The 21,582-nt window shown below is 67.4% G+C and carries 26 protein-coding genes; 3 read left to right on the top strand and 23 right to left on the bottom strand.

What is annotated here, in order from left to right; all coding sequences use genetic code 11:
* Positions 1–95: 95 nt before the first annotated feature.
* From ubiB to rlmE, 10 genes are all read right to left on the bottom strand, one after another.
* Positions 96–1,775, bottom strand: a complete 1,680-nt coding sequence (gene ubiB, locus ORK51_RS07365) for a 2-polyprenylphenol 6-hydroxylase (RefSeq protein ID WP_019183316.1) — start codon at positions 1,773–1,775, stop codon at positions 96–98.
* A 36-nt stretch (positions 1,776–1,811) separates the two neighbouring features.
* Positions 1,812–2,306 carry a CinA family protein gene (locus ORK51_RS07370; RefSeq protein WP_019183317.1) on the bottom strand — a complete coding sequence of 165 codons (495 nt, stop codon included), beginning with the start codon at positions 2,304–2,306 and terminating at the stop codon, positions 1,812–1,814.
* A 138-nt stretch (positions 2,307–2,444) separates the two neighbouring features.
* Positions 2,445–3,755, bottom strand: coding sequence for a ribosome rescue GTPase HflX (gene hflX, locus ORK51_RS07375; RefSeq protein WP_070427094.1), 1,311 nt, complete (start codon positions 3,753–3,755; stop codon positions 2,445–2,447).
* A 26-nt stretch (positions 3,756–3,781) separates the two neighbouring features.
* The gene (gene hfq, locus ORK51_RS07380) at positions 3,782–4,063 is read right to left on the bottom strand and encodes an RNA chaperone Hfq (RefSeq protein WP_019183319.1); all 282 of its coding nucleotides are present in this window, start codon (positions 4,061–4,063) and stop codon (positions 3,782–3,784) included.
* Positions 4,064–4,170: 107 nt separating this feature from the next.
* Positions 4,171–5,124 (bottom strand): tRNA (adenosine(37)-N6)-dimethylallyltransferase MiaA, encoded by a 954-nt coding sequence (miaA, locus tag ORK51_RS07385; RefSeq protein ID WP_266084644.1) that lies wholly within the window; start codon positions 5,122–5,124, stop codon positions 4,171–4,173.
* The gene (gene folP, locus ORK51_RS07390) at positions 5,124–6,023 is read right to left on the bottom strand and encodes a dihydropteroate synthase (RefSeq protein ID WP_266084645.1); all 900 of its coding nucleotides are present in this window, start codon (positions 6,021–6,023) and stop codon (positions 5,124–5,126) included. The genes miaA and folP overlap by 1 nt, the downstream gene beginning before the upstream one ends.
* A gap of 57 nt (positions 6,024–6,080) precedes the next feature.
* Positions 6,081–6,584, bottom strand: coding sequence for a hypothetical protein (locus ORK51_RS07395; protein ID WP_156785769.1), 504 nt, complete (start codon positions 6,582–6,584; stop codon positions 6,081–6,083).
* Positions 6,585–6,691: 107 nt separating this feature from the next.
* The gene (locus ORK51_RS07400; RefSeq protein WP_019183322.1) at positions 6,692–6,877 is read right to left on the bottom strand and encodes a hypothetical protein; all 186 of its coding nucleotides are present in this window, start codon (positions 6,875–6,877) and stop codon (positions 6,692–6,694) included.
* 100 nt (positions 6,878–6,977) lie between these two features.
* On the bottom strand, positions 6,978–8,918 hold the full coding sequence (ftsH, locus tag ORK51_RS07405; RefSeq protein WP_019183323.1) for an ATP-dependent zinc metalloprotease FtsH: 1,941 nt from the start codon (positions 8,916–8,918) through the stop codon (positions 6,978–6,980).
* Positions 8,919–8,971: 53 nt separating this feature from the next.
* On the bottom strand, positions 8,972–9,604 hold the full coding sequence (gene rlmE / locus ORK51_RS07410; RefSeq protein WP_019183324.1) for a 23S rRNA (uridine(2552)-2'-O)-methyltransferase RlmE: 633 nt from the start codon (positions 9,602–9,604) through the stop codon (positions 8,972–8,974).
* A gap of 65 nt (positions 9,605–9,669) precedes the next feature.
* Here rlmE and yhbY point away from each other — a divergent pair, with 65 nt between their 5' ends.
* Both yhbY and ORK51_RS07420 read left to right on the top strand, forming a co-directional pair.
* Positions 9,670–9,975, top strand: a complete 306-nt coding sequence (yhbY, locus tag ORK51_RS07415) for a ribosome assembly RNA-binding protein YhbY (protein ID WP_019183325.1) — start codon at positions 9,670–9,672, stop codon at positions 9,973–9,975.
* Between the two features lie 13 nt (positions 9,976–9,988).
* A complete protein-coding gene (locus ORK51_RS07420) occupies positions 9,989–10,363 on the top strand; it encodes an Mth938-like domain-containing protein (RefSeq protein ID WP_019183326.1) in 375 nt (124 codons plus the stop codon).
* Between the two features lie 144 nt (positions 10,364–10,507).
* Here ORK51_RS07420 and ORK51_RS07425 read toward each other — a convergent pair whose 3' ends face one another.
* Genes ORK51_RS07425 through surE form a run of 4 tightly spaced genes read right to left on the bottom strand, consistent with a single transcriptional unit; the run spans position 10,508 to position 13,371 of the window.
* Entirely contained in the window at positions 10,508–11,287 is a 780-nt protein-coding gene (locus ORK51_RS07425; RefSeq protein WP_070427090.1) for a peptidoglycan DD-metalloendopeptidase family protein, read from the bottom strand.
* Positions 11,284–11,898 (bottom strand): YqaA family protein, encoded by a 615-nt coding sequence (locus tag ORK51_RS07430; protein WP_070427089.1) that lies wholly within the window; start codon positions 11,896–11,898, stop codon positions 11,284–11,286. Before ORK51_RS07430 ends, ORK51_RS07425 begins: the two co-directional genes overlap by 4 nt.
* Positions 11,899–11,917: 19 nt before the next feature.
* The gene (locus tag ORK51_RS07435) at positions 11,918–12,595 is read right to left on the bottom strand and encodes a protein-L-isoaspartate(D-aspartate) O-methyltransferase (RefSeq protein ID WP_070427088.1); all 678 of its coding nucleotides are present in this window, start codon (positions 12,593–12,595) and stop codon (positions 11,918–11,920) included.
* Positions 12,592–13,371 carry a 5'/3'-nucleotidase SurE gene (gene surE / locus ORK51_RS07440; RefSeq protein WP_019183330.1) on the bottom strand — a complete coding sequence of 260 codons (780 nt, stop codon included), beginning with the start codon at positions 13,369–13,371 and terminating at the stop codon, positions 12,592–12,594. Before surE ends, ORK51_RS07435 begins: the two co-directional genes overlap by 4 nt.
* 186 nt (positions 13,372–13,557) lie before the next feature.
* Between surE and ORK51_RS07445 the strand changes: the two genes are divergently transcribed.
* Positions 13,558–14,097 carry a Smr/MutS family protein gene (locus ORK51_RS07445; protein ID WP_266084646.1) on the top strand — a complete coding sequence of 180 codons (540 nt, stop codon included), beginning with the start codon at positions 13,558–13,560 and terminating at the stop codon, positions 14,095–14,097.
* Between the two features lie 127 nt (positions 14,098–14,224).
* Here the strand turns inward: ORK51_RS07445 and truD are convergent, their stop codons facing one another.
* From truD to ORK51_RS07490, 9 genes are all read right to left on the bottom strand, one after another.
* On the bottom strand, positions 14,225–15,271 hold the full coding sequence (gene truD, locus ORK51_RS07450) for a tRNA pseudouridine(13) synthase TruD (protein ID WP_070427086.1): 1,047 nt from the start codon (positions 15,269–15,271) through the stop codon (positions 14,225–14,227).
* The gene (gene ispF, locus ORK51_RS07455) at positions 15,268–15,765 is read right to left on the bottom strand and encodes a 2-C-methyl-D-erythritol 2,4-cyclodiphosphate synthase (protein WP_019183333.1); all 498 of its coding nucleotides are present in this window, start codon (positions 15,763–15,765) and stop codon (positions 15,268–15,270) included. The genes truD and ispF overlap by 4 nt, the downstream gene beginning before the upstream one ends.
* Positions 15,766–15,802: 37 nt before the next feature.
* A complete protein-coding gene (gene ispD / locus ORK51_RS07460) occupies positions 15,803–16,501 on the bottom strand; it encodes a 2-C-methyl-D-erythritol 4-phosphate cytidylyltransferase (RefSeq protein ID WP_026069800.1) in 699 nt (232 codons plus the stop codon).
* Positions 16,498–16,848: a cell division protein FtsB gene (gene ftsB, locus ORK51_RS07465; RefSeq protein ID WP_019183335.1), complete on the bottom strand. Its 351-nt coding sequence runs from the start codon at positions 16,846–16,848 to the stop codon at positions 16,498–16,500. The genes ispD and ftsB overlap by 4 nt, the downstream gene beginning before the upstream one ends.
* Before the next feature lie 4 nt (positions 16,849–16,852).
* Complete coding sequence (gene eno / locus ORK51_RS07470; RefSeq protein ID WP_019183336.1) at positions 16,853–18,139, bottom strand: phosphopyruvate hydratase; 1,287 nt, start codon at positions 18,137–18,139, stop codon at positions 16,853–16,855.
* A 69-nt stretch (positions 18,140–18,208) separates the two neighbouring features.
* Positions 18,209–18,622, bottom strand: a complete 414-nt coding sequence (locus ORK51_RS07475; RefSeq protein ID WP_019183337.1) for a hypothetical protein — start codon at positions 18,620–18,622, stop codon at positions 18,209–18,211.
* Positions 18,622–19,452, bottom strand: coding sequence for a 3-deoxy-8-phosphooctulonate synthase (kdsA, locus tag ORK51_RS07480; protein WP_019183338.1), 831 nt, complete (start codon positions 19,450–19,452; stop codon positions 18,622–18,624). Before kdsA ends, ORK51_RS07475 begins: the two co-directional genes overlap by 1 nt.
* A 105-nt stretch (positions 19,453–19,557) precedes the next feature.
* A complete protein-coding gene (gene pyrG / locus ORK51_RS07485) occupies positions 19,558–21,222 on the bottom strand; it encodes a CTP synthase (RefSeq protein WP_070427084.1) in 1,665 nt (554 codons plus the stop codon).
* Positions 21,219–21,479 (bottom strand): hypothetical protein, encoded by a 261-nt coding sequence (locus ORK51_RS07490; RefSeq protein ID WP_261997356.1) that lies wholly within the window; start codon positions 21,477–21,479, stop codon positions 21,219–21,221. The genes pyrG and ORK51_RS07490 overlap by 4 nt, the downstream gene beginning before the upstream one ends.
* Between the last annotated feature and the right edge of the window lie 103 nt (positions 21,480–21,582).

A 21,582-nucleotide genomic window follows, 5' to 3' on the forward strand; every position in this document is an offset into this window, starting at 1 on the left:
CCGCCAAGAGCAGCCGACCAACGGTCGGCTCTACGCGCAATGTGCGGCGTTGGCGGCACGTTGCGGGGATCCTGCGGATCCCAGCGGCAAGAACCCTAGGGGTTCTTGCCGCTGCGCCAGATCGAGAACAGTATCCACACGCCGCAGAAGCCGGCACCGATGAACCCGGCTACGCCCAGCGCCAGCAGCCAGCGGCTGGAGACGCCGCCGACACTGTGCATGACGATGGAGGAGCCGATGATCAGCGCAGCGGTCACGATGCCCATCACCAGCCGATTGGCGGCGCGGTTGACCTGGTCGCCGAAGCCCTGCAGTGCGGTGGTCTCGACCTTGAGCTGGAGCCGCCCGCGGCGCGCCATCTGCAGCAGTCGGCGGACATCGCGAGGCAGGTCGCCGACCAGGTCCATCACCCCCACCAGGCTGCGCTTGCCGCGCTTGAGCATGGCGCCGGGCGAGTAACGCTGCCACATCACCCGTTCCAGGTACGGACGCGCGGCACTGGCCATGTCGAACTGCGGGTCAAGCTGGCGGCCCATCCCTTCCAGGGTCAGGAAGGTCTTGATCATCAGGGCCAGATCGGCCGGCAGGGTCAGCGCGTACTGGCGCAGCAGCTGGGTGATGTTGCCCAGCATCAGGCCCATGTGCAGGTCCTTGAGCGGCACCCCGCGGTACTGGTCGACGAAGGTGCTGATGTCCTGCTGCAGCCGCGATTCGTCCACCTCCACCCCACCGGCCCAGTCCAGCAGGACGTCGGCCACCTGCTCGGGCTCCTGCGTGACCAGGCCGTGCAGGAGCTGGGCGACCTGGAAGCGGCGCTGTTCGGAAATCGCGCCGACCATGCCGAAATCGATCACGCCGATCCGGCCGTCGCGCAGGTAGATGATGTTGCCCGGGTGCGGGTCGGCGTGGAAACAGCCATCCTCGAGCACCATCTTGAGCACGATGCGCGCCCCGGTCCGGGCCAGCTGCACGCGGTCCAGGCCGGCTGCATCGACACCGGCCAGGTCGCGGCCGGGAATGCCATCGACGAAGTCCTGCACGTTGAGGCTTTCGCAGGTCCACTGCCAGTGCACGTTGGGAATCAGGATGTCGTTGCGGCCCTGGAAGTTGCGCGCGATCCGTTCGGCGTTGCGGCATTCGGCAGCGAAATCCAGCTCGCGGCGCAGTGACACCTGGAACTGCTGCACCACCTCGGCCGGCCGGTAGCGCTGGAGATCGGGCAGCCGCGCCTCGACGATCTCGGCAAGGCGCGCCAGCAGGCGCAGGTCGGCTTCAATCACGTCGCGGATACCGGGACGGCGGATCTTCAGCACCACGGCAGTGCCGTCATGCAGGGTCGCGCGATGGGCCTGTGCCAGCGAGGCGGCGGCCATCGGGGTTTCATCCAGCCACGCGAACACCTCCGTCGCCGGCGCGCCCAGGTCGCGCTCCAGCTGGTCGCGCACCTGCGCGTACGGCAGCGCCGGTACCGCGTTCTGGAGTTCGGAAAATTCAGCGATCCAGTCCGGCGGGAACAGGTCCACGCGGGTGGCCAGCACCTGGCCGAGTTTGACGAAGGTCGGACCCAGATCCTCCATCGCGCGGCGCACGCGCACCGGCGCGGTCATCCGCAGCATCTGCTGGGTGTCGTTCCAGTGCAGCAGGCGGCCGGCACGCTCAAGCACATCGGCCAAGCCGATCCGGCGCACCAGATCGCCGAAGCCATAGCGGATCAGGACCGACGCGATTTCCTGCAATCGCCCCAGGTCACGCACGGTACCCAGCGTTTCCCACATCGGCCCACTCTCCTGTCAGCACACGCGGTCAGGATGTCACAACAGGGGGAAGATTCCCGTCAGCGCCTGCTGTACGGTCTGCCGCCGTATGGCTTCGCGGTCGCCGTCGAACTGGAACAACTGCGCACGGGCGTAGCCGCCCCGGCCCTTCCAGCCGATCCAGACGCTGCCGACCGGCTTGTCCTCGCTTCCGCCGCCCGGCCCGGCGATCCCGGTCACCGCCACGGCGATGCCCGCCCCGGAATTGATCAACGCGCCGGAGACCATCTCCAGCACGGTCTCGCGGCTGACCGCGCCGAACTGCTCCAGCGTCTGCGCACGCACGCCAAGCAGACGCTGCTTGGCTTCGTAGCTGTACACCACCATGCCGCAGTCGAAGAACGCCGAGGAACCGGCGATATCCGTCATCGCCTTGGCGATCCAGCCGCCACTGCAGCTCTCGGCGGTCACCAGTTGCAGCGAGGCCTGCTGAAGCCGCTGCCCCACGTCACTGGCGAGGGCGCCGAGCTCGGCGTCGGAAGGAACGGTCATGGGGAATCCTGGATCAACGGGGGAACGAACGCCCCCAGTTTTAGCCGAAATCGTGGGTGATGTCGTGTGTCGCCGGGTGCGACGTAGGGTCGCGCACCCTCAGCATCATGGGATGCCGGCCAGCGGCCGGCGCACCCCTCACCACTCCGGAAGTTTTTCCGGGAGCATGGCGCGGATCGGTGCGCCGTCCTCGCCGGCCGCCAGCTTCTCGGCCTCGGCGATCGGAATCTCAACCTGCAGCAGCCAACCGTCTTCATCGGTTGCTTCGCTGCGCACGACCTCCAGCTGGTGCAGACGCGACCGCAGGCGACCGGCACTTGGCGGCAGCCGCAGCTCGCCACTGACGTGCTGCAGGCCCAGGCGCTTGCCCAGCACGGACTGCAGCAGCGGCAGGCCCACGTTGTCGCGGGCGGAAATCCAGACCCGTTCGCGACGGGCGCTGTCGGGGATGCCGTCCTGGCCATCGTGGCGCACCTCGGCCCCGTCGATGCGGTCGATCTTGTTGAACACCAGCAGCTGCGGCAGATCGCCCGCGCCGATGGCAGTCAGCACCTCATCGACCTGCGCGATGCGCTCCTCACGGTGCGGATCGGCGGCATCGACCAGGTGCAGCAGGAAGTCCGCTTCGCGGGCTTCAGACAAGGTCGAGCGGAACGCAGCCACCAGGTCATGCGGCAGGTCGCGGACGAAACCGACGGTATCGGCAAGCACGACGCTGCCACCGGGCAGCGCGATGCGGCGCACCGTCGGGTCCAGCGTCGCGAACAGCTGGTCCGCCGCGTAAGCCTCGGCGCCGGTCAATGCGTTGAACAGCGTCGACTTGCCGGCGTTGGTGTAACCCACCAGGGCGACGCGCGGCAGTTCGCTGCGCAGGCGGGCACGGCGCATCTGGGTGCGCTGCACTTCCACCTTTTCCAGTTTCTTCTGCAGCTGCTCCACCCGCTTCTGCAGCAGGCGGCGATCGGTTTCCAGCTGGGTTTCACCCGGGCCACGCAGGCCGATGGAACCACCGCGCTGGCGCTCCAGATGGGTCCAGCCGCGGACCAGCCGCGTGGACATGTGGCGCAACTGCGCCAGTTCCACCTGCAGCTTGCCTTCATGGCTGCGCGCACGCTGGGCGAAGATATCCAGGATCAGCCCGGTGCGGTCGATCACGCGCCGCTCCAGGAACCGCTCCAGGTTGCGCTCCTGCCCCGGCGACAGGGCGTGGTTGACCAGAATCAGGTCAGCGCCGGTGGCCTCGGCCGCGGCCTTGACCTCGTCCAGCTTGCCGCTGCCGATCAGGATCGACGGATTGGGCCGATCGATGCGCGCGGTCAACGTGGCCGCGATGCTGGCCCCGGCGGAGCGGGCCAGATCGGTGAACTCTTCAAGCACGTCATCTTCGAGCCGGCCGGCATGCGGCTGGATCAGGAGTGCGTGTTCGCCTCGCTTGGAACGGTCAAACACGCAGTTCTCCAGAATTTTTCACACTGTCACTCAACGTCGTCATCACCTTGGACGCCTTCGGCGCCATCATTGGACTGCACATAGCCACCACCGGGCCCGACCTTCACATTGCGCGCCGGTACCACGGTCGAAATGGCGTGCTTGTACACCATCTGGCTCACCGTGTTACGCAGCAGCACCACGAACTGGTCGAACGATTCAATCGTCCCCTGCAGCTTGATGCCATTGACCAGATACACCGACACCGGCACACGTTCGCGCCGAAGTGCATTCAGAAACGGATCCTGCAGCGATTGCCCCTTGGACATTGCACACTCCTCATTATTGTTTTTATGGTCTTCCGGCAGTTGCCACGGCCCCCGCCGCCCGCCGGAACCCTTGATGGTACACGGGGCGGGTGGGTGGCGGCGTGGACTCAGCGTGCGACGAAGGTCGACACCGCATCCGCCAGGGAAGCCTTCTCTAAATGGGGATCGAACCAGCGCGCATCAAGCTCCCCGCGCAACCAGGTCAGCTGCCGCTTGGCCAGCTGCCGGGTGGCCTGGATACCCCGCTCACGGAACTCGGCGGCCGTCCCCTGCCCGTCCAGGTATTCCCATGCCTGCCGGTACCCGACCGCGCGTACGGCCGGCAGATCCAGCGGCGCGGCCACCCCGGCCATGGCCGGCAGGGCGCGCAGCGCGCGGACTTCGTCCAGGAAACCGTGATCCAGCATCGCGTCGAACCGGGTTTCGATGCGCTGGTGCAGCACCTTGCGCTCGCGGGGCGCCAACACCAGCTTGAGCGCCCGCACCGGCAGCCGGTCCACACCAGGCAGCTTCTGCCATTCGCTGATCGGGGTGCCGGTCAGCCGATGGACTTCCAGCGCCCGCTGGATGCGCTGTGGATCGGTCGCGTGAATGCGCTTCGCCGCTGCCGGATCGATGCCGGTGAGCTGGGCGTGCATCGCCGCCCAGCCCTGCCCGGCCGCCTCGGCCGCGATCTGCGCGCGCACCGCCGGATCGGCTTCAGGCATCGGCGACAGGCCCTGCAGCAGGGCACGAAAGTACAGCCCGGTGCCACCGGCCAGAATCGGCATGCGGCCGCGCGCAATGATGTCGCGCACGGCCCGGGCGGCGTCGCCGGCGAAGTCTGCCGCCGAATAGGTCTGCCACGGGTCGCGCACATCGAGCAGATGATGCGGGGCCTGGGCGCGCTCGGCGGCGTCGGGTTTGGCCGAACCGATATCCAGGCCGCGGTAGACCAGGGCCGAATCGACGCTGACGATCTCACCGTCCAACTGCTGGGCCAGCGCGATCGCGGTGGCGGTCTTGCCCGACGCGGTCGGCCCCATCACCGCGATCGCAAGCGGGCGTTGGTCGACGGCCATCAGTCCTCGTCCGGCCAGCGCGGCATCGCCGGTGCGGCCGAGACCCGCGGCATCGGCACGGCATCCACCGCCGCCCACACCTTCAGGGCATCGACCGTGGCCGCGACATCGTGCACGCGCAGCAGCATTGCGCCGCGCTGGGCGGCGATCAGGTGCGCGGCGACCGAACCGGACACGCGGTCACGCGGCTGTTCACGACCGGTCAGCTCACCGATGCTGCGCTTGCGCGACAGACCCGCCAGCATCGGGACACCGAGTTCAAGGAAACGGTCCGAGCGCGCCAGCAGGATCATGTTGTGTTCGGTGGTCTTGCCGAAGCCGAAGCCCAGATCGATGATCAGGTGCTTCTTGGCGACGCCGGCCATCTCGGCCTGGAACATGCGCTCGGTCAGGAAACGGTGCACCTCGGCGACGACATCGTCGTAGTGCGGGGTGTCCTGCATGCTGCCCGGCTCGCCCTGCATGTGCATCAACACCACCGGCACGCCGAGCTCGGCGGCAGCCTCCAGCGCACCCGGCTGGCGCAGCGCATGGATGTCATTGATCAGGCCGGCACCGGCGGCGACGGCGGCACGCATCACCTCGGGCTTGAACGTGTCGATGCTGATCGGCACGGAAGTCTCGCGCGCCAGGCGCTCGATCACCGGGATGACCCGGCGCAGTTCTTCGTCCAGCGGCACCGGCGCACTGCCAGGCCGCGTCGACTCGCCGCCGATGTCGAGCAGGTCGGCACCTTCGGCCACCAGCTGCAGGCCGTGTGCGACCGCGGCCTCGACGCTGTCGTGCTCACCGCCGTCGGAGAACGAATCCGGGGTGACATTGACGATGCCCATGACCCGCGGGCGATCCAGCCGCAGCAGGCGGCCGCCGCAATCGAGCTGGGGAGAAATGTCGAACATGGGCAGATCCACGAAGTACGCCAGCGCGTAGTTTACGCTGGCGCACCGGACCGGCCGTCAGAGGTCGCCGAGGCGGGCCCCATCGACCGGCTTGGCCAGCCAGATCGCCAGATCGCTGCCGATCGCATTGACCGTGCGCTCAAGCACATCGCACGAGCCCTTGAAGCCGGCAAACGCGCCACCGCGCGACACGCGGCGTGCGGTGACCGTGGCCACCTGCTGGCCGTTCTCGAACAGCACGCCGCGCACGGCCGCCGACTTGAAGTGGCCGGTGAACGCATTGCCGGCACTCTGCGCCTCCACAAGCTCCAGCTTCAACGCGTGTCCGCTGCCGGTGTTCACCGGGTCACTGCCGAAGACGATGGTATTGCCATGCGCCGGGGCATTCTTGCCCAGCGCGGTCGCCAGCTGTGCGCCCATCCGGCACTCGGCCTTGATGTTCTCGGCGATGATCGCCGACTCGTTGAACGGCACCGGATCCTGCACGTGGATCTCGGCGGCCATGACCGGCGTGGCACAGCACAACAGCGCAGCAGCGGCTGCGCGCATCGAATGACGCATGAACGTCCCCCTGGAAAGTGTGTCGGCCGATCCCCCGGCCATGCCCGGCCGCGGCATGCGGCGCGGGCAAGCGCATCCTGCCCACTGCCGCCCGCGCGCGCAAGCCCTCAGCGCTGGCGTCGCTTGCGCTCCACGTAGACCGTCTTGGCGATGCTCATCAGCACACCGACGGCGATGCCGATGCCGGCGCCGAGCAGGAAGTTGTCGCGGGTCAGGCCGATGGCCACGCCAATGATCGTGGCGATCACCATTTCAGTGGTGTGCGAGATCGGCTGCGGCGGGGGGGCGGACATGGCGGCTCCAGAACGGGAACGAAGACAGGCCCTCATTATGACCTGCCGGAAACGACGAAGGCCGGGTTTCCCCGGCCTTCACCACTTACGTGGGCAACACTCAGATCTGTTCGGCAGGGCCGGCGATCGGGGCGACCGGACGGGCATCGCCGCCCTTGTCGTTGTTGCCGCCATCCTTGTTGCTGGCCGACTTGCCCCAGCCCGCCGGCGGCGGCGGATCGCGCCCTTCCATCACGGCGTTGATCTGCGGCGCATCGATGGTCTCGTACTGCAGCAGCAGCTGGGACATCGTGTGCAGCTTGTCGAGGTTGGCGGTCAGCAGCTCGGTGGTACGGGCGTAGGCCTTGTCCAGGATGCTGCGAACCACTTCGTCGATGCGGCGCGCGGTGTCGTCGGACACGCTCTTGTGCTGCGTCACCGAACGGCCGAGGAACACTTCATCGTCCTCTTCACCGTAGGCGATCGGGCCGAGCTCGTCGGACAGGCCCCACTTGGTGACCATGTTGCGGGCCATCTTGGTGGCGCGCTCGATATCGTTGGAGGCACCGGTGGTGACCTTGTCGGTGCCGAAGATCAGCTCCTCGGCCACACGGCCGCCGTACAGCGAGCACAGCTGCGATTCGATCGCCACGCGGTTCATCGAGTACTTGTCGCCTTCCGGCAGGTACATCGTCACACCCAGCGCGCGGCCGCGCGGAATGATGGTGACCTTGTAGACCGGATCGTGCTCGGGCACCAGGCGGCCGACGATGGCATGGCCGGCTTCGTGATACGCGGTGAGCGTCTTTTCTTCTTCGCTCATCGCCATCGAACGGCGCTCGGCACCCATCAGGATCTTGTCGCGGGCACGGTCGAAGTGGTCCATGCGGACTTCCTTCTCACCGCCACGTGCGGCAAACAGCGCTGCTTCGTTGGCCAGGTTGGCCAGGTCCGCACCGGAGAAGCCCGGGGTACCGCGCGCGATCACCATCGGCTCGACATCGTCGGCCAGCGGCAGCTTGCGCATGTGCACCTTGAGGATCTGCTCGCGGCCCTTGACGTCCGGCAGGCCGACCACGACCTGGCGGTCGAAACGGCCCGGGCGCAGCAGCGCCGGATCCAGCACGTCCGGACGGTTGGTGGCGGCGATGACGATCACGCCCTCGCCTCCCTCGAAACCGTCCATTTCGACCAGCAGCTGGTTCAGGGTCTGCTCGCGCTCGTCGTGACCGCCGCCAAGGCCGGCACCACGGTGACGACCGACGGCGTCGATTTCATCGATGAAGATGATGCACGGGGCCTGCTTCTTGGCCTGCTCGAACATGTCGCGCACGCGGCTGGCGCCGACGCCGACGAACATTTCCACGAAATCCGAACCGGAGATCGAGAAGAACGGGACCTTGGCCTCACCCGCAATGGCGCGGGCCAGCAGGGTCTTGCCGGTACCCGGCGGGCCGACCATCAGCACGCCGCGCGGAATCTTGCCGCCCAGCTTGGTGAACTTGGTCGGGTCACGCAGGAAGTCGACCAGTTCGCCGACCTCTTCCTTGGCCTCGTCGCAGCCGGCGACATCGGCGAAGGTGACCTTGATCTGGTCTTCGCCCTGCAGCTTGGCGCGCGACTTGCCGAAGGACATCGCGCCCTTGGCCCCGCCGCCACCGCCCTGCATCTGGCGCATGATGAAGATCCAGAAGCCGATGATCAGGATCACCGGGAGGAAGTTCATCAGGATCGCGCCCAGCGAGATGCCGCTGGAGGGCGGCGCCTGCTCGAATTCCACCTTCTTGCCGCGCAGCACGTTGATCAGGTCACGATCGTAGGGCGCGGTGATGGTGCTGGTCTGGCCGCTGCGGGTGGTGTAGGTCACATCATTGGCACCGCCGCGCATTTCGCCCAGCACTACTTTCTGGATGTTGCCGCTGTCCACCTGGTCGAGGAACTGCGAATACGTCGCACCCTGCGCGCCGGCTCCGCTGCTCTTCGGCGAGAAGCTCTGGAAGACCACCATCAGCACGACGGCGACGACCACCCATAGCAGGAGGTTCTTGGTCAAGTCGTTCATCCTCATTGGCTCCGGTGTTCCTCTAATTCCTGACGCGATTCGTATGGTTGAGCTTACTTGATCTGCGCGCGTTTTCCCTGCCCCAAGGCGTACACCTCGGGCGAGCGCTTACGGGACGCTTCAGGCTTGCGGATCACCACTTTGTCGTACCGGCGGCGCATTTCGCGCACGTAGTCGTCAAAGCCCACGCCCTGGAACAGCTTGATCAGGAACGCGCCACCGGGCTTGAGATGGTTGTCGGCAAACTCCAACGCCAACTCCGCCAGGTGCATCATCCGCGGTTGGTCCACCGCGTCCATTCCACTCTTATTGGGGGCCATATCCGAGAGCACAAGGTCTACCGGCTGATCCCCCAGCATGGCTTCGAACTCCGATAGGACGGCCTGTTCCCTGAAGTCACCGTGAAGGAACTCCACGCCGGCCAGCGGCGGCATCTCCAGGATGTCCAGCGCCAGGACCCGCCCGGTGTCGCCGATCTGACGGCGGACCTGCTGGGACCAGCCGCCCGGCGCGGCACCCAGGTCGACCACGACCATGTGCGGCTTCAGCAGCCGATCCCGCTCCAGCAGCTCCTCCAGTTTGTAGGCCGCGCGCGAGCGCATGCCCTCGGCCTGGGCCTTCTTCACGAAGGGGTCGGCGAAGTGCTCTTTCAACCAACGTTGACTGCTTTTGCTGCGGGTTGCCATTGAGATGCGGGTCCGATGGGGAGGTCATGATACCCTGATCGCCCCAGTTAACCGCTTGTTCCTGAATGGCTATCGCCCTGACGTCTTCCCAAACCCGTTTCCTCCGCGGCCACGCGCATGATCTGAAAGCCCTGCTCCAGATCGGCGGCAAGGGGGTGACACCGGCCTTCCTGGCTGAACTGGAAGAGGTGCTGGAACGCCACGAGCTGATCAAGGTCAAGGTCGCCGCCGAAGACCGCGAGGCCCGCGACGCCCTCATCGCCGAGCTGGTCAGTGCCAGTGAAAGCGCGCTGGTGCAGCGCATCGGCCACGTGGCCGTGCTGTACCGCCCGAGCAAGGAACAGCGCCAGATCGTCCTGCCGCGCGGCTGATCCCGGAACGCCCATGCAGCTGAGCCACGAAATCCCCGATTACGCCTACGCCCTGCGTGCCGCCGATGGCCGCAGCGCGAAGGTGAATGACCGGACCCTGGCCGCCAGTTTCATCCTGGCCCCGGACACGCTGATCGAAGCCTGGCCGGTGGCCGATATCGCCCGCCTGACCCCGGAAGACCTGGCGCCGGTGCTGGCGCTGAACCCCGCACTGGTGGTGCTGGGCACCGGCGATACCCAGGTGTTCCCGCCCGCTGCGGTCATGGCCGCATGCCTGACCCGGGGGATCGGCCTGGAAGTGATGAACAACCCGGCGGCCGCACGGACCTTCAACATCCTCGCCAGCGAGGGTCGCAAGGTGGCGGCGGCGTTCATCCTGAAGGGGTGAGACCGGAATTTCCGTTCAGAAAAGGCCGCCCCTGGGGCGGCCTTTTTTGTGCCTGCGTCCCGGTCCTCGACAGCGACGCATGGCGTCGCTCTACTACCCGGTGGGCTGTGCGGGGTAGAGCCGACCGTTGGTCGGCTGCATTGATTACCGCGGCGGCAGGTACAGCAGCGGATCGACCGGCTTGCCGTTGTAGCGGATCTCGAAGTGCAGCATGTCGCGCGCAGCGCCGGTGCGGCCCATTTCGGCGATCTGCTCGCCGGCCTTCACGCTCTGCCCTTCGCTGACCAGGCGCTTGCGGTTGTGGCCATACGCCGACAGCCACTGGTCGCTGTGCTTGATGATGATCAGCTCGCCGAAACCGACCAGGCCGGCACCGGAGTACACCACCACGCCGGCGGCGGTCGCACGGACCGGCTGGCCGCTGGTGCCGGCGATGTCCACGCCCTGCTTGGTCGCCTCGCCGGCGACGAAGCGGCCAACGATCGCGCCATCGGCCGGCCAGCGCCAGCTGATGTTGCTCTTGATGGCGGTGGTCGGGGCCGGGGTGGCCGCCGGCGCGGTGCTGCCCGGACGCGGCGCGGTGACCACGGTGGTCGGGGCGCGGCCGGGGCTGCCACTGCCGCCCGGGTACAGGCGCAGCGACTGGCCGGGATAGATCGTGTACGGCTCGGCCAGCCCGTTCCAGGCAGCCAGATCACGCGGGGTGATGTTGTGGATGCGGGCCAGTGCATACAGCGTGTCGCCACGACGGACGACCGCAGTCTGGCCGGGCTTGGCCACCGAGGTCTGCGGCGTGCTGTGGGCTACGCCGCCGCCCGAGCCCGAGGGCCGCACCACGGTGGCAGTGCCGCAGGCGCTCAGCGCCGACACCACCAACAGCAGCGCGCCGCTGCGCACTCCCTTGCTCAAACGATCAGCACTCATGCGAACTTCGACCTCCATACAAGCCAGGCGACCAGCACGACCACCAGCGCGGTCGCGATCCAGCCCAGCGGTTCAATCCAACGGCGCAGCGCAGCTTCCGCGCGCGGCCCGCCAATACGAATGACCGCCGCCAGCACGTACACGCGCTTGCCACGGCCGATCAACATGCTCAGGAAATACTGCGGCAACGGCACGCCGACGATACCCGATGCCCATGTGAAGACCTTCATCGGGATCGGCATGAAGCCGCCCAGCACCAGGAAGGTGAACACTGCCCACGGCGACTCGGCCATCTTGGCCTGCACGATGGCGATACCGCCCTCGATGCTGCCCAGCATGCCCAGCGCGGCGAATACCGGCTTGAGCGCTTCAAAGGCGAAGTGGCCCAGCGCATAGCCGACCAGCGCACCGACCATCGAGCCGGCCAGGCTGAGCGTGGCGAACCACCAGCCGCGCTTGGGCTGGGCCACGCACATCGGCGCCAGCATCACCTCGGGCATCACCGGGAAGATGATCGCTTCGATGAAGCTCAACACCGTCAGATAGGTCGGGGCGCGCTCGTGCGCGGCCCACTTCATTGCCCGCTCGTACAGCGGACCAAAAATCTTCATGACGCAACGCTCCTTGGAATCAGTCCAGCATGCCAGACAGCAGCGGTACGAACGTGACCGGTGCCAGTACCTGCTGTTCGACACTGCCGTCATCGCGACGGGTCAACTGGATCAGCGACTGCGCGCCCGGGCCGCCCACCGGCGCCACCAGGCGCCCACCCACGGCCAGCTGCTCGACCAGCGCATCGACCAGCGCCGGTGCGGCCGCCGTCACCACGATTGCATCGTAAGGGCCGTGTTCGGCCCAGCCGACGCGCCCGTCGTCATGCTTGCTGCGGATGTTCATGCCCAGCGCTCGGAAGCGCTTGCGCGCCTGGCGCAGCAGATCGCCGATGCGCTCGACCGTGTAGACCTCCAGCCCGATCGCCCCCAGCACGGCGGCCTGGTAACCCGAGCCGGTGCCGACTTCCAGCACCTTCGTCGGCGCCGACTGCAGCACCGCTTCGGTCATGCGCGCAACCACCCAGGGTTGCGAAATGGTCTGGCCGTGGCCGATCGGCAGGGCGGTGTCTTCGTAGGCACGCGAGGCCAGTGCTTCATCGATGAACAGATGGCGCGGCACCACGCGGATGGCATTGAGGGTGGCTTCGTCGGCGATGCCGGCATCGCGCAGGCGGTCGACAAGGCGGTCGCGGACGCGCTGGGAGGTCATGCCGATGCCGACCGCTTCGGGCTGCAGGCGCAGGCGTGGGCTCATGCCGGCCGATCCAGCGCGGCGGTCAGCCCGCCGACCCAGCTGGCCACCTTCTCCAGCGCCTGGTAGCGGGTGAGGTCGACCTGGATCGGGGTGATCGAGATATAGCCGTTGCGCACCGCGTGGAAATCCGTGCCCGGGCCGGAGTCCTGTTCGCGCCCGGCCGGGCCGATCCAGTACACCTGGTTGCCGCGCGGGTCGCGCTGGGCAATGCAGCCTTCGGCGCGGTGACGGTTGCCCAGGCGGGTCACTTCGAAGCCGCGCACTTCGCTCCACGGCAGGTCCGGCACGTTGACGTTGAGGATGGTGTCGGCGGGCAGCGGATCGGCCTTGAGCCGGGTGACGATCTCCACCGCAGCGCGAGCGGCCGTTTCGAAGTTGCGGGGCTCGTGGTTGTGCGTGACCAGCGACATCGCCACGGCGGGCAGACCCAGGAAGCGCCCTTCCATCGCCGCCGAGACGGTGCCGGAATAGATCACGTCGTCGCCGAGGTTGGCGGCGTTGTTGATGCCCGAGACGACGATATCCGGCTCGTACTCGAGCATGCCGGTGAGGGCCAGATGCACGCAGTCGGTCGGCGTGCCGGCCACCGAGCAGGTGTAGTGGTCGATGCGCTTCATGCGGATCGGCAAGTCCAGGGTCAGCGAATTGCTGGCGCCTGAGCGATCGCGATCGGGGGCGACCACGGTCACTTCATGACCTGCGTCACGCAATACCGTGGCGAGCATCTTGATGCCCGGCGCATCGACACCGTCGTCGTTGCTGACCAGAATCCGCATCTGCGATTTAACCGCTTGATTTTTCAAGACTTCGATTCCATCACTTCCCACTGTTGGCGGCGGTGGCCCTGCCCCTTCCGGAGCGCGACGACCGCGCAAGTGCGTCAGCTATTGTGCCGCAAGCGGACAGATCGTCCTACCCCGATAACGGTAGGCATCGCCCCTCCCGCCCATTAGGCTGTACGCATGTCACATTCTGAAGACGAAGATCCCGCGGCCCTGTTCCGGGCCGCCATCGGCGAGGTCAAGCCGCTGCGCAAGGTGGTCACCCCGCCGCCGGCCACGCCGCGGCCCAAGCCGCGTGCGCGCATGGCCGAACAGGATGAACAGGAGGCCCGCGGGGAATTCGCCCGGCTGCTGCGCGACAGCAGCCCGCTGGAGGCCGGCGATGCCGCCAGCTACCGGCGCGAGAATCTGCCGCCGCGGATGTTCCAGCGGCTCAAGCGCGGGCAGTACTCCGTGCAGGACGAACTGGACCTGCATGGCGCGACGGTGGCCCAGGCCGAGACACTGGTGCGCCAGTTCCTGGTGGAAGCGCATGCCCATGAGTACGGCTGCGTGCGCATCATCCACGGCAAGGGACTGCAATCCGATGGCGGCGCACCGGTGCTGAAGAATCTGGTGGATCGTCTGCTGCGCCTGCGCAACGACGTACTCGCGTTTCATTCCGCGCCCGCCGGCCAGGGCGGCACCGGCGCAGTGCTGGTGCTGCTGAGCAACCGGTAACGCCGGCCCCGGCCCCCACGCGCGGGGTAGAGCCGACCGTTGGTCGGCTGAGGAAGGCAGCCGACCAACGGTCGGCTCTACGTAATTTGCGGCGCCGGGACGGACGGCAGCCGACCAACGGTCGGCTCTACGCGGCCTGGGTGTCGGACTGGCTGGCGTCTTCTACCGGCCCCAGCTCATGCAGCACCGCGGTGGCGTAGCAGCCGGGCGGCAGCGCGAAGCTCAGTTCCAGCACCTCGGGAGCCAGCCACTGGTGCTGCAGCATCGCCGGGCGCAGGCGCAGCGCGCGGCGCTCCTGCTTCAGGCGGGCGCTTTCCAGGCCGGCGCGCAGTGCGAGTGATTGCGCATCGGCAACCGCGCCCAGCTCCAGCTCGGCAGCGGCACCGGTGCTGCGCAGTTCGCCCTCGCCCCACAACGGGCCGCTGGGATGAATGTCGAAGCGGCCGAGACGATCGGCCAGCAGATCCGTCCACGGCTCCGGGCCGAACACGCTGCGGCTGCCATCGAGCATCCAGACTTCGCCGTCCAGCGGCGCGTCCCAGTTGCCCTGCTCCACGCGCGCCGCCAACACCTGGTTGAACAGCGCCGAACGGGCGGCCGAGAGCAGCAGCGAGCGCTGGTCCGGACGCATGCGGCGGCCACCGAACATCGCCAGCGCCGCCGGCACATTGCCGCCATCGCGACCGAAACGCTGCTCACCGAACCAGTTCGGCAGGCCACGCGAGGCGATATGGGAAAGTCGCTCTTCGATGGCCGCAGCATCCCCCTGCACATCGCGCAGGACCAGCTTGAAGCGGTTGCCGGCCAACGCACCGCGCTGCAGCTTGCGGTTGTGCCAGGTCGACTCGACCACCTCGATCTCATCGGAAGCCAGCAGCGCCGGATCCGGCGCCACGCGCTTGGGCAGGTGCACGCTGAAGCGCTGCGTGGTGACCGCATGGCGGTCTTTCATGCCGGCGTAGCTGACCGCCATGTCCGGCAGCCCGGCCCATTTGGCCAGCACCTTGGCGACGTGCACGGTGTTCGCGCCACGCTTGCGGATCGTCAGCAGCAGGTGCTCGCCCTCGCCGCTCGGCTCGAACGCCGGCAGTTCGTCGACCTGGAAATCCTCCGGCGTGGTGCGGATCTTCGCGGTGAGCAGCGGCGCACCGAACGCCAGCGGCAACGGGATCACAGCGCCACCAACAGCACGCTGGCCTGGGCAGCAATGCCCTCACTGCGGCCGGTGAAGCCCAGTTTCTCCGACGTGGTCGCCTTGACGCTCACGCAGTCCAGCGCGATGCCCAGCACGGTGGCGATGCGCTCACGCATGGCCAAGGCGTGCGGGCCGACCTTCGGCCGCTCGCAGATCACGGTGATGTCGGTGTTGCCGACCTGCCAGCCGCGCTCGCGCAGCAGGCCGTTGCAATGCGCAAGCAGGTGCGCGCTGTCCGCGCCCTTCCAGCGCATGTCCGTCGGCGGGAAATGCACGCCGATGTCACCCAGCGCCAGCGCGCCGAGCATCGCATCACACAGGGCGTGCAGGATCACATCGCCATCGCTGTGCGCGAGCACGCCACAGCTGTGTTCGACCCGGATGCCACCGAGCATGATGTGGTCGCCCTCGCCGAAGGCATGGACGTCGTAGCCCTGTCCGATGCGGAAGGGAGGGAACTGTGGCGTGGTCATTGCAAGAACCTGCGGTTGGGTGTGGCGCGTGCGGACGTCAGGGTTCGCGACGCGACAACACGAATTCAAAACGGGACAGATCAGCCGGGGTGGTGACCTTGAAGTTGTCTTCGCTGCCTTCCACCAGCAGCGGGCGCAGCCCCTGGCGCTCCATGGCCATGGCCTCGTCGGTGACCTCCACGCCGGCATCGGCCGCCTCCTGCAGCGCGCGCGCCAGCTGGTGGCGGCGGAACAGCTGCGGGGTCAGCGCGCGCCACAGGCGCTCACGCGGCTCGGTGGCATCGATGCCGCCGTCGTCGCCGGCACGCTTGAGGGTGTCGCGCACGGGGGCGGCCAGGATCGCGCCGACCGGGTCGGCACGCCCCACTTCCAGCAGGCGGCCCAGATCGGCAGCGGCCAGGTTGGGGCGGGCGGCATCGTGGACCAGCACGAAATCATCGGCCCGCACGTCATCGGGCAAGGCATGCAGGCCGGCCAGTACCGAGCCGGCACGGGTCGCCCCGCCGATGCAGGTCAGGATGGGTTTGTCCGCCAGCGACTGCCAGCCCGGCCAGTCGGCGTCATCCTCGGCGACCACCACCATCACCCCGGCCACGACCGGGTGCGAGAGCAGCGCCTGGAGGGTATGGGCCAGCAACACGCGGTCGCCGGCCAGCAGATACTGCTTGGGCGTGGGCCCGCCGAAGCGGGTGCCACGTCCAGCGGCGGGCACCACCGCCCAGATGCCGGCCATCAGGGCACGTCCTGGTGCGGCGCGTCCGGATCGGGAACGGCCGTCGGTGCACGCGGCGGCGGCACCGGCGCGTCTTCGACCACGCGGTAGAACTTCTCGCCGGGCTTGATCATGCCCAGCTCGCTGCGCGCGCGTTCTTCGATGGCTGCCTCGCCTTCCTTGAGGTCCTTGACCTCGGCAGCCAGCGCGTCATTGCGCTGCTGCAGGCCGGCGTTGTCCCGCTTCTGGTTCTCGACCTGGGCTTCGAGCATCATCACCTCGCCCGAGTTGCCCGGTCCAAACCAGAAGCGGTACTGCAGCCACGCGAGCAGCAGCGCGAGCACCAGCAGCAGCCAGCGCCAGTTGCGCATGCGATCAGCGCTTCAGCGACACGAACGCGTCACGACCAGCGTAACGCGCGCCGGCACCGAGGGCTTCCTCGATCCGCAGCAGCTGGTTGTACTTGGCCACGCGATCGCTGCGGCACAGCGAGCCGGTCTTGATCTGGGTGGCGGTGGTGGCCACGGCGATGTCGGCGATGGTGGTGTCTTCGGTTTCGCCCGAACGGTGCGAGACGATCGAGGCGTAGTTGGCCGCGTGCGCCATGGCGATCGCTTCCAGGGTCTCGGTCAGGGTGCCGATCTGGTTGACCTTGATCAGGATCGCGTTGGCGGTGCCGGACTCGATGCCTTCCTTGAAGATCTTCGGGTTGGTGACGAACAGATCGTCACCGACCAGCTGCACCTTGTTGCCGATGCGGTCGGTCAGCAGCTTCCAGCCGGCCCAGTCGTTCTCGGCCAGGCCGTCTTCGATGGTGATGATCGGGTACTGCGCGGCCCAGTCGGCCAGGAAGTCGACGAACTGCTCGGAGGTCAGGCGCTTGTTCTCGCCGACCAGGTTGTACTTGCCGTTCTCGTAGAACTCGCTGGAGGCCACGTCCAGGCCCAGCAGCACGTCTTCACCGGCGGTGTAGCCGGCCTTGCCGATGGCTTCCAGGATGGTGTCCAGCGCTTCGACGTTGCTGCGGAAGTCCGGTGCGAAGCCGCCTTCATCGCCCACCGCCGTGCTCAGGCCATGGCCCTTGAGCACCGACTTGAGCGAATGGAAGATCTCGGTGCCGGCACGCAGCGACTCGGAGAACGAGGTGAAGCCGACCGGCAGCACCATGAACTCCTGGAAGTCGACGTTGTTGTCGGCATGTGCGCCGCCGTTGATGATGTTCATCATCGGGACCGGCAGGGTCACGTCGCGGCCATTGGCCAGGTGCTGCCACAGCGCCTGCTTCTTCGAGGCGGCCACGGCGTGGGCATTGGCCAGCGAAACTCCCAGCAGCGCGTTCGCGCCCAGGCGGCCCTTGTTCTCGGTGCCGTCCAGATCGATCAGGCGGCGGTCCAGGCCTTCCTGGTCGGCGGCATCGAAGCCCTTCAGCGCGGTGGCAATCGTGGTGTTGACGTTGGACACGGCGTTGCGCACGCCCTTGCCCAGGTAACGGGTCTTGTCGCCGTCACGCAGTTCCACGGCTTCCTTGGTGCCGGTCGAGGCGCCCGACGGCACCGCGGCACGACCGAACGAGCCGTCCTCGAGGATGACTTCGGCTTCCAGCGTGGGGTTGCCACGGCTGTCGAGGATTTCACGGGCGTGGATGCTGCGGATCGTGGTCATAGCGGGCCGGTTACCAGTCAGAGAGGGGAGGCGCCGCCAATGCAGCGCCGAAAAAAACATGCCGCGTGATTATCCCTGCACACCCGTCACTTGCCAAATCGGCGTGGCCGACGGCAGCACCCCGGCCACGGTGGCCTGGCGCGAGACCAGCGATGGGATCAACAACACCAGCATCAACAGGGCCAGCAGGAGCAGTGCGCCACCGCCGCCAGCCGCCTGCCGGCGCAGCCGGAATGCGAGCACGCTGGCAGTGACACAGACCAGCGCGACGGTCCCGGTCAGCGACAGCGTCACCAGCAGCAGCGGGCGCACCGAGCGCAGCGCGTTGTCGCCATCGCCCGGCGAGCCGACGCTGGCGAATACCAGCAGCACCAGCACGAACACACCGCCCCAGGCGGTCATCGCCGCACCCAGCGCGATCCAGCCCCAGGCCCAACCACGCCAGCCGCGGCGCACCGCGGGTGACGCCGGCACGTCGGCCATCATGCGAAGCGCGAGAACCCGTGCTTCTTGGTGACCGCGTCGAGTTCCATCAGGGTTTCGAGCAGTTCTTCCATGCGGTCCAGCGGCCACGCGTTGGGGCCATCGGACAGCGCCTTGGACGGATCCGGGTGGGTCTCGGCGAACAGGCCCGACACCCCCACAGCGACCGCCGCACGCGCCAGCACCGGCACGAACTCGCGCTGGCCGCCGGAGCTGTTGCCCTGCCCGCCCGGCAGCTGCACCGAATGGGTGGCATCGAACACGACCGGGCAACCGGTATCGCGCATCACCGACAGCGAACGCATGTCGCTGACCAGGTTGTTGTAGCCGAAGCTGGCGCCGCGCTCGCAGACCATGATGTCCTGGTTGCCGGTGGCCTTGGCCTTCTCCACGACAGGCTTCATGTCCCACGGCGACAGGAACTGACCCTTCTTGATGTTGACCGGCTTGCCGGCCGCACACACCTTGGTGATGAAATCGGTCTGACGCACCAGGAACGCCGGCGTCTGCAGCACGTCCACCACCGAGGCCACTTCGTCCATCGGGGTGTATTCGTGCACGTCGGTCAGCACCGGCACGCCGATCTGCTTCTTCACCTCAGCCAGGACCTTCAGGCCCTCTTCCATGCCCGGGCCGCGGAAGGCGGTACCCGAGGTGCGGTTGGCTTTGTCGAAGCTCGACTTGAAGATGAAGTTGATGCCGAGGCGATCGGTGATTTCCTTCAACTTGCCAGCCACGTCCAGCTGCAGCTGCATCGACTCGATCACACACGGGCCGGCGATCAGGAACAGGGGCTGGTCCAGCCCGACGTCGAATCCACACAGTTTCATGGCGTTTCCTTGTTGTCCGGCGAACACTGGCCAGGCCAGCCGCCGTGGGTGATTAGCGCTCTGCAATGGGGGCACGCGGCCCCCACTGCAAGTGCGGCGTGCCGATCAGGCAGCTGCGTCCTGGGCCAGCTTGCCACCGGCCTTGCGCTCGCGCGCGGCACGGATGAAGCCGATGAACAGCGGGTGGCCGTCGCGCGGGGTCGACAGGAACTCCGGGTGCGCCTGGCAGGCCAGGAACCACGGGTGCTGGTCGCGCGGCAGCTCGATGACTTCCACCAGGGTGTCATCCATCGATTTGCCGGCGATCACCAGGCCGGCATCTTCCAGCTGGGTGCGGTAACGGTTGTTGAACTCGTAACGGTGGCGGTGACGCTCGGCGACCACGTCCTTGCCGTACAGCTCGCGGGCCAGCGTGCCCGGCTTCAGGCGCTGCTCCTGCAGGCCCAGGCGCATGGTGCCGCCCAGGTCGCTCTTGTCGTCACGCTTCTCGACATCGCCGGTGGCGGTGCGCCATTCGGTGATCAGGCCGATCACCGGGTTCGGCGACTGGCGATCGTTCTCGGTGCTGTTGGCACCTTCCAGGCCGGCCACGTGGCGGGCGAAATCGACCACCGCGGCCTGCATGCCGTAGCAGATGCCGAAGTACGGCACCTGCTGCTCACGGGCGAACTGCGAGCTCAGCACCTTGCCTTCGAAACCACGGTCGCCGAAGCCGCCCGGCACCAGGATGCCGTCGACATCCTTCAGCGCGGCCAGGTCGCTGTCTTCCAGCTCCTGCGCTTCGAGCCACTTCAGGTTGACCTTGGTGCGCTGGCGCAGGCCGCCGTGCTTGAGCGCTTCGCCGACCGACTTGTAGGCGTCCTGGTGGTCGACGTACTTGCCGACCACCGCGATGGTGACCTCGTCCAGCGGGTGCAGGGTGGCGTCCACCGCCGCTTCCCACTCGTGCAGGTCAGCCGGGCCGGCCTTGTCGCCGAGCTTGAGCTGGTTGATGACGATGTCATCCAGGCCCTGCGCGTGCAGGCCCATTGGAATGCGGTACAGCACGTCCACGTCCGGCACGCTGATCACGGCGCGCTCGGAGACGTTGGTGAACTGGGCGATCTTGCGGCGCTCCGAATCCGGCACGACCTGCTCGGAACGGCACAGCAGCACGTCCGGCTGGATGCCGATCGAGCGCAGCTCCTTGACCGAGTGCTGGGTCGGCTTGGTCTTCAGCTCGCCGGCGGCGGCGATGTACGGCACCAGGGTCAGGTGCATGAACAGCGCCTTCTCCGGGCCGCGCTCGGTGCGCACCTGGCGGATCGCCTCCAGGAACGGCAGCGACTCGATGTCGCCCACCGTACCGCCGATCTCCACCAGCGCCACGTCGAAGCCTTCGGTGGCCTCGTCCATGCAGCGGCGGATCTCATCGGTGATGTGCGGAATGACCTGCACGGTGGCGCCCAGGTAGTCGCCGCGGCGCTCCTTGCGGATCACGTTCTCGTAGATGCGGCCGGTGGTGACCGAGTTCTTGCGGCTCAGGCGGGTGCGCACGAAGCGCTCGTAATGGCCCAGGTCCAGATCGGTCTCGGCGCCGTCATCGGTGACGTAGACCTCACCGTGCTGGAACGGGCTCATGGTGCCCGGGTCGACGTTGATGTACGGATCGAGCTTCATCATCGTCACCCGCAGGCCGCGGGCCTCGAGGATGGCGGCAAGCGACGCGGCGGCAATGCCTTTGCCGAGCGAGGACACTACGCCGCCGGTTACGAAGATCAAGGGAGTCATGGCTGGGGGTGTCCTGTCAGGAAGGGGGAAACGGCGCCGGCGCGCGGGGCGACGGACGACGTAAAGGGGGAAATCGGGACGATCCGGCTGGCGGCGGCATCTTCACGCGCCAGGAACGGGATCAGGGGGGATACGGTGCGGGAGTGGGTCAGCGACGTCGGGTCAGCCGTGCCGGCCGCTGTCTGGACCGTCACCTCCTGCCTACCCTGCTGGCGATCGCGCACGATCAGGCCAGTCCATTCGCTGATGGATGACACGCACTACTCCCGGAAAGCCATAGTTTACAGATTGACGGCCTCCAGCCCAAGGGGCGGATGCCGGTCTTCACATAAAAAACGCCCCGGCCAGGCCGGGGCGTCG

Origin of the sequence: Stenotrophomonas sp. RIT-551 (assembly GCF_026241915.1) — a bacterium.
Lineage (GTDB): Bacteria > Pseudomonadota > Gammaproteobacteria > Xanthomonadales > Xanthomonadaceae > Stenotrophomonas > Stenotrophomonas bentonitica_A.

Coding starts and splice junctions, on each gene's coding strand:
- ORK51_RS07395 (WP_156785769.1), bottom strand. CDS start 6,584: ATGCGTCATTCGATGCGCGCAGCCGCTGCTGCGCTGTTGTGCTGTGCC.
- miaA (WP_266084644.1), bottom strand. CDS start 5,124: ATGGCCGTCGACCAACGCCCGCTTGCGATCGCGGTGATGGGGCCGACC.
- hfq (WP_019183319.1), bottom strand. CDS start 4,063: ATGTCCAAGGGGCAATCGCTGCAGGATCCGTTTCTGAATGCACTTCGG.
- pyrG (WP_070427084.1), bottom strand. CDS start 21,222: ATGACTCCCTTGATCTTCGTAACCGGCGGCGTAGTGTCCTCGCTCGGC.
- ORK51_RS07400 (WP_019183322.1), bottom strand. CDS start 6,877: ATGTCCGCCCCCCCGCCGCAGCCGATCTCGCACACCACTGAAATGGTG.
- ORK51_RS07435 (WP_070427088.1), bottom strand. CDS start 12,595: ATGAGCCCACGCCTGCGCCTGCAGCCCGAAGCGGTCGGCATCGGCATG.
- ORK51_RS07420 (WP_019183326.1), top strand. CDS start 9,989: ATGCAGCTGAGCCACGAAATCCCCGATTACGCCTACGCCCTGCGTGCC.
- ubiB (WP_019183316.1), bottom strand. CDS start 1,775: ATGTGGGAAACGCTGGGTACCGTGCGTGACCTGGGGCGATTGCAGGAA.
- ORK51_RS07425 (WP_070427090.1), bottom strand. CDS start 11,287: ATGAGTGCTGATCGTTTGAGCAAGGGAGTGCGCAGCGGCGCGCTGCTG.
- ORK51_RS07370 (WP_019183317.1), bottom strand. CDS start 2,306: ATGACCGTTCCTTCCGACGCCGAGCTCGGCGCCCTCGCCAGTGACGTG.
- yhbY (WP_019183325.1), top strand. CDS start 9,670: ATGGCTATCGCCCTGACGTCTTCCCAAACCCGTTTCCTCCGCGGCCAC.
- ORK51_RS07445 (WP_266084646.1), top strand. CDS start 13,558: ATGTCACATTCTGAAGACGAAGATCCCGCGGCCCTGTTCCGGGCCGCC.
- eno (WP_019183336.1), bottom strand. CDS start 18,139: ATGACCACGATCCGCAGCATCCACGCCCGTGAAATCCTCGACAGCCGT.
- rlmE (WP_019183324.1), bottom strand. CDS start 9,604: ATGGCAACCCGCAGCAAAAGCAGTCAACGTTGGTTGAAAGAGCACTTC.
- ftsH (WP_019183323.1), bottom strand. CDS start 8,918: ATGAACGACTTGACCAAGAACCTCCTGCTATGGGTGGTCGTCGCCGTC.
- folP (WP_266084645.1), bottom strand. CDS start 6,023: ATGTTCGACATTTCTCCCCAGCTCGATTGCGGCGGCCGCCTGCTGCGG.
- surE (WP_019183330.1), bottom strand. CDS start 13,371: ATGCGGATTCTGGTCAGCAACGACGACGGTGTCGATGCGCCGGGCATC.
- ORK51_RS07475 (WP_019183337.1), bottom strand. CDS start 18,622: ATGGCCGACGTGCCGGCGTCACCCGCGGTGCGCCGCGGCTGGCGTGGT.
- ftsB (WP_019183335.1), bottom strand. CDS start 16,848: ATGCGCAACTGGCGCTGGCTGCTGCTGGTGCTCGCGCTGCTGCTCGCG.
- ORK51_RS07430 (WP_070427089.1), bottom strand. CDS start 11,898: ATGAAGATTTTTGGTCCGCTGTACGAGCGGGCAATGAAGTGGGCCGCG.
- ispF (WP_019183333.1), bottom strand. CDS start 15,765: ATGACCACGCCACAGTTCCCTCCCTTCCGCATCGGACAGGGCTACGAC.
- kdsA (WP_019183338.1), bottom strand. CDS start 19,452: ATGAAACTGTGTGGATTCGACGTCGGGCTGGACCAGCCCCTGTTCCTG.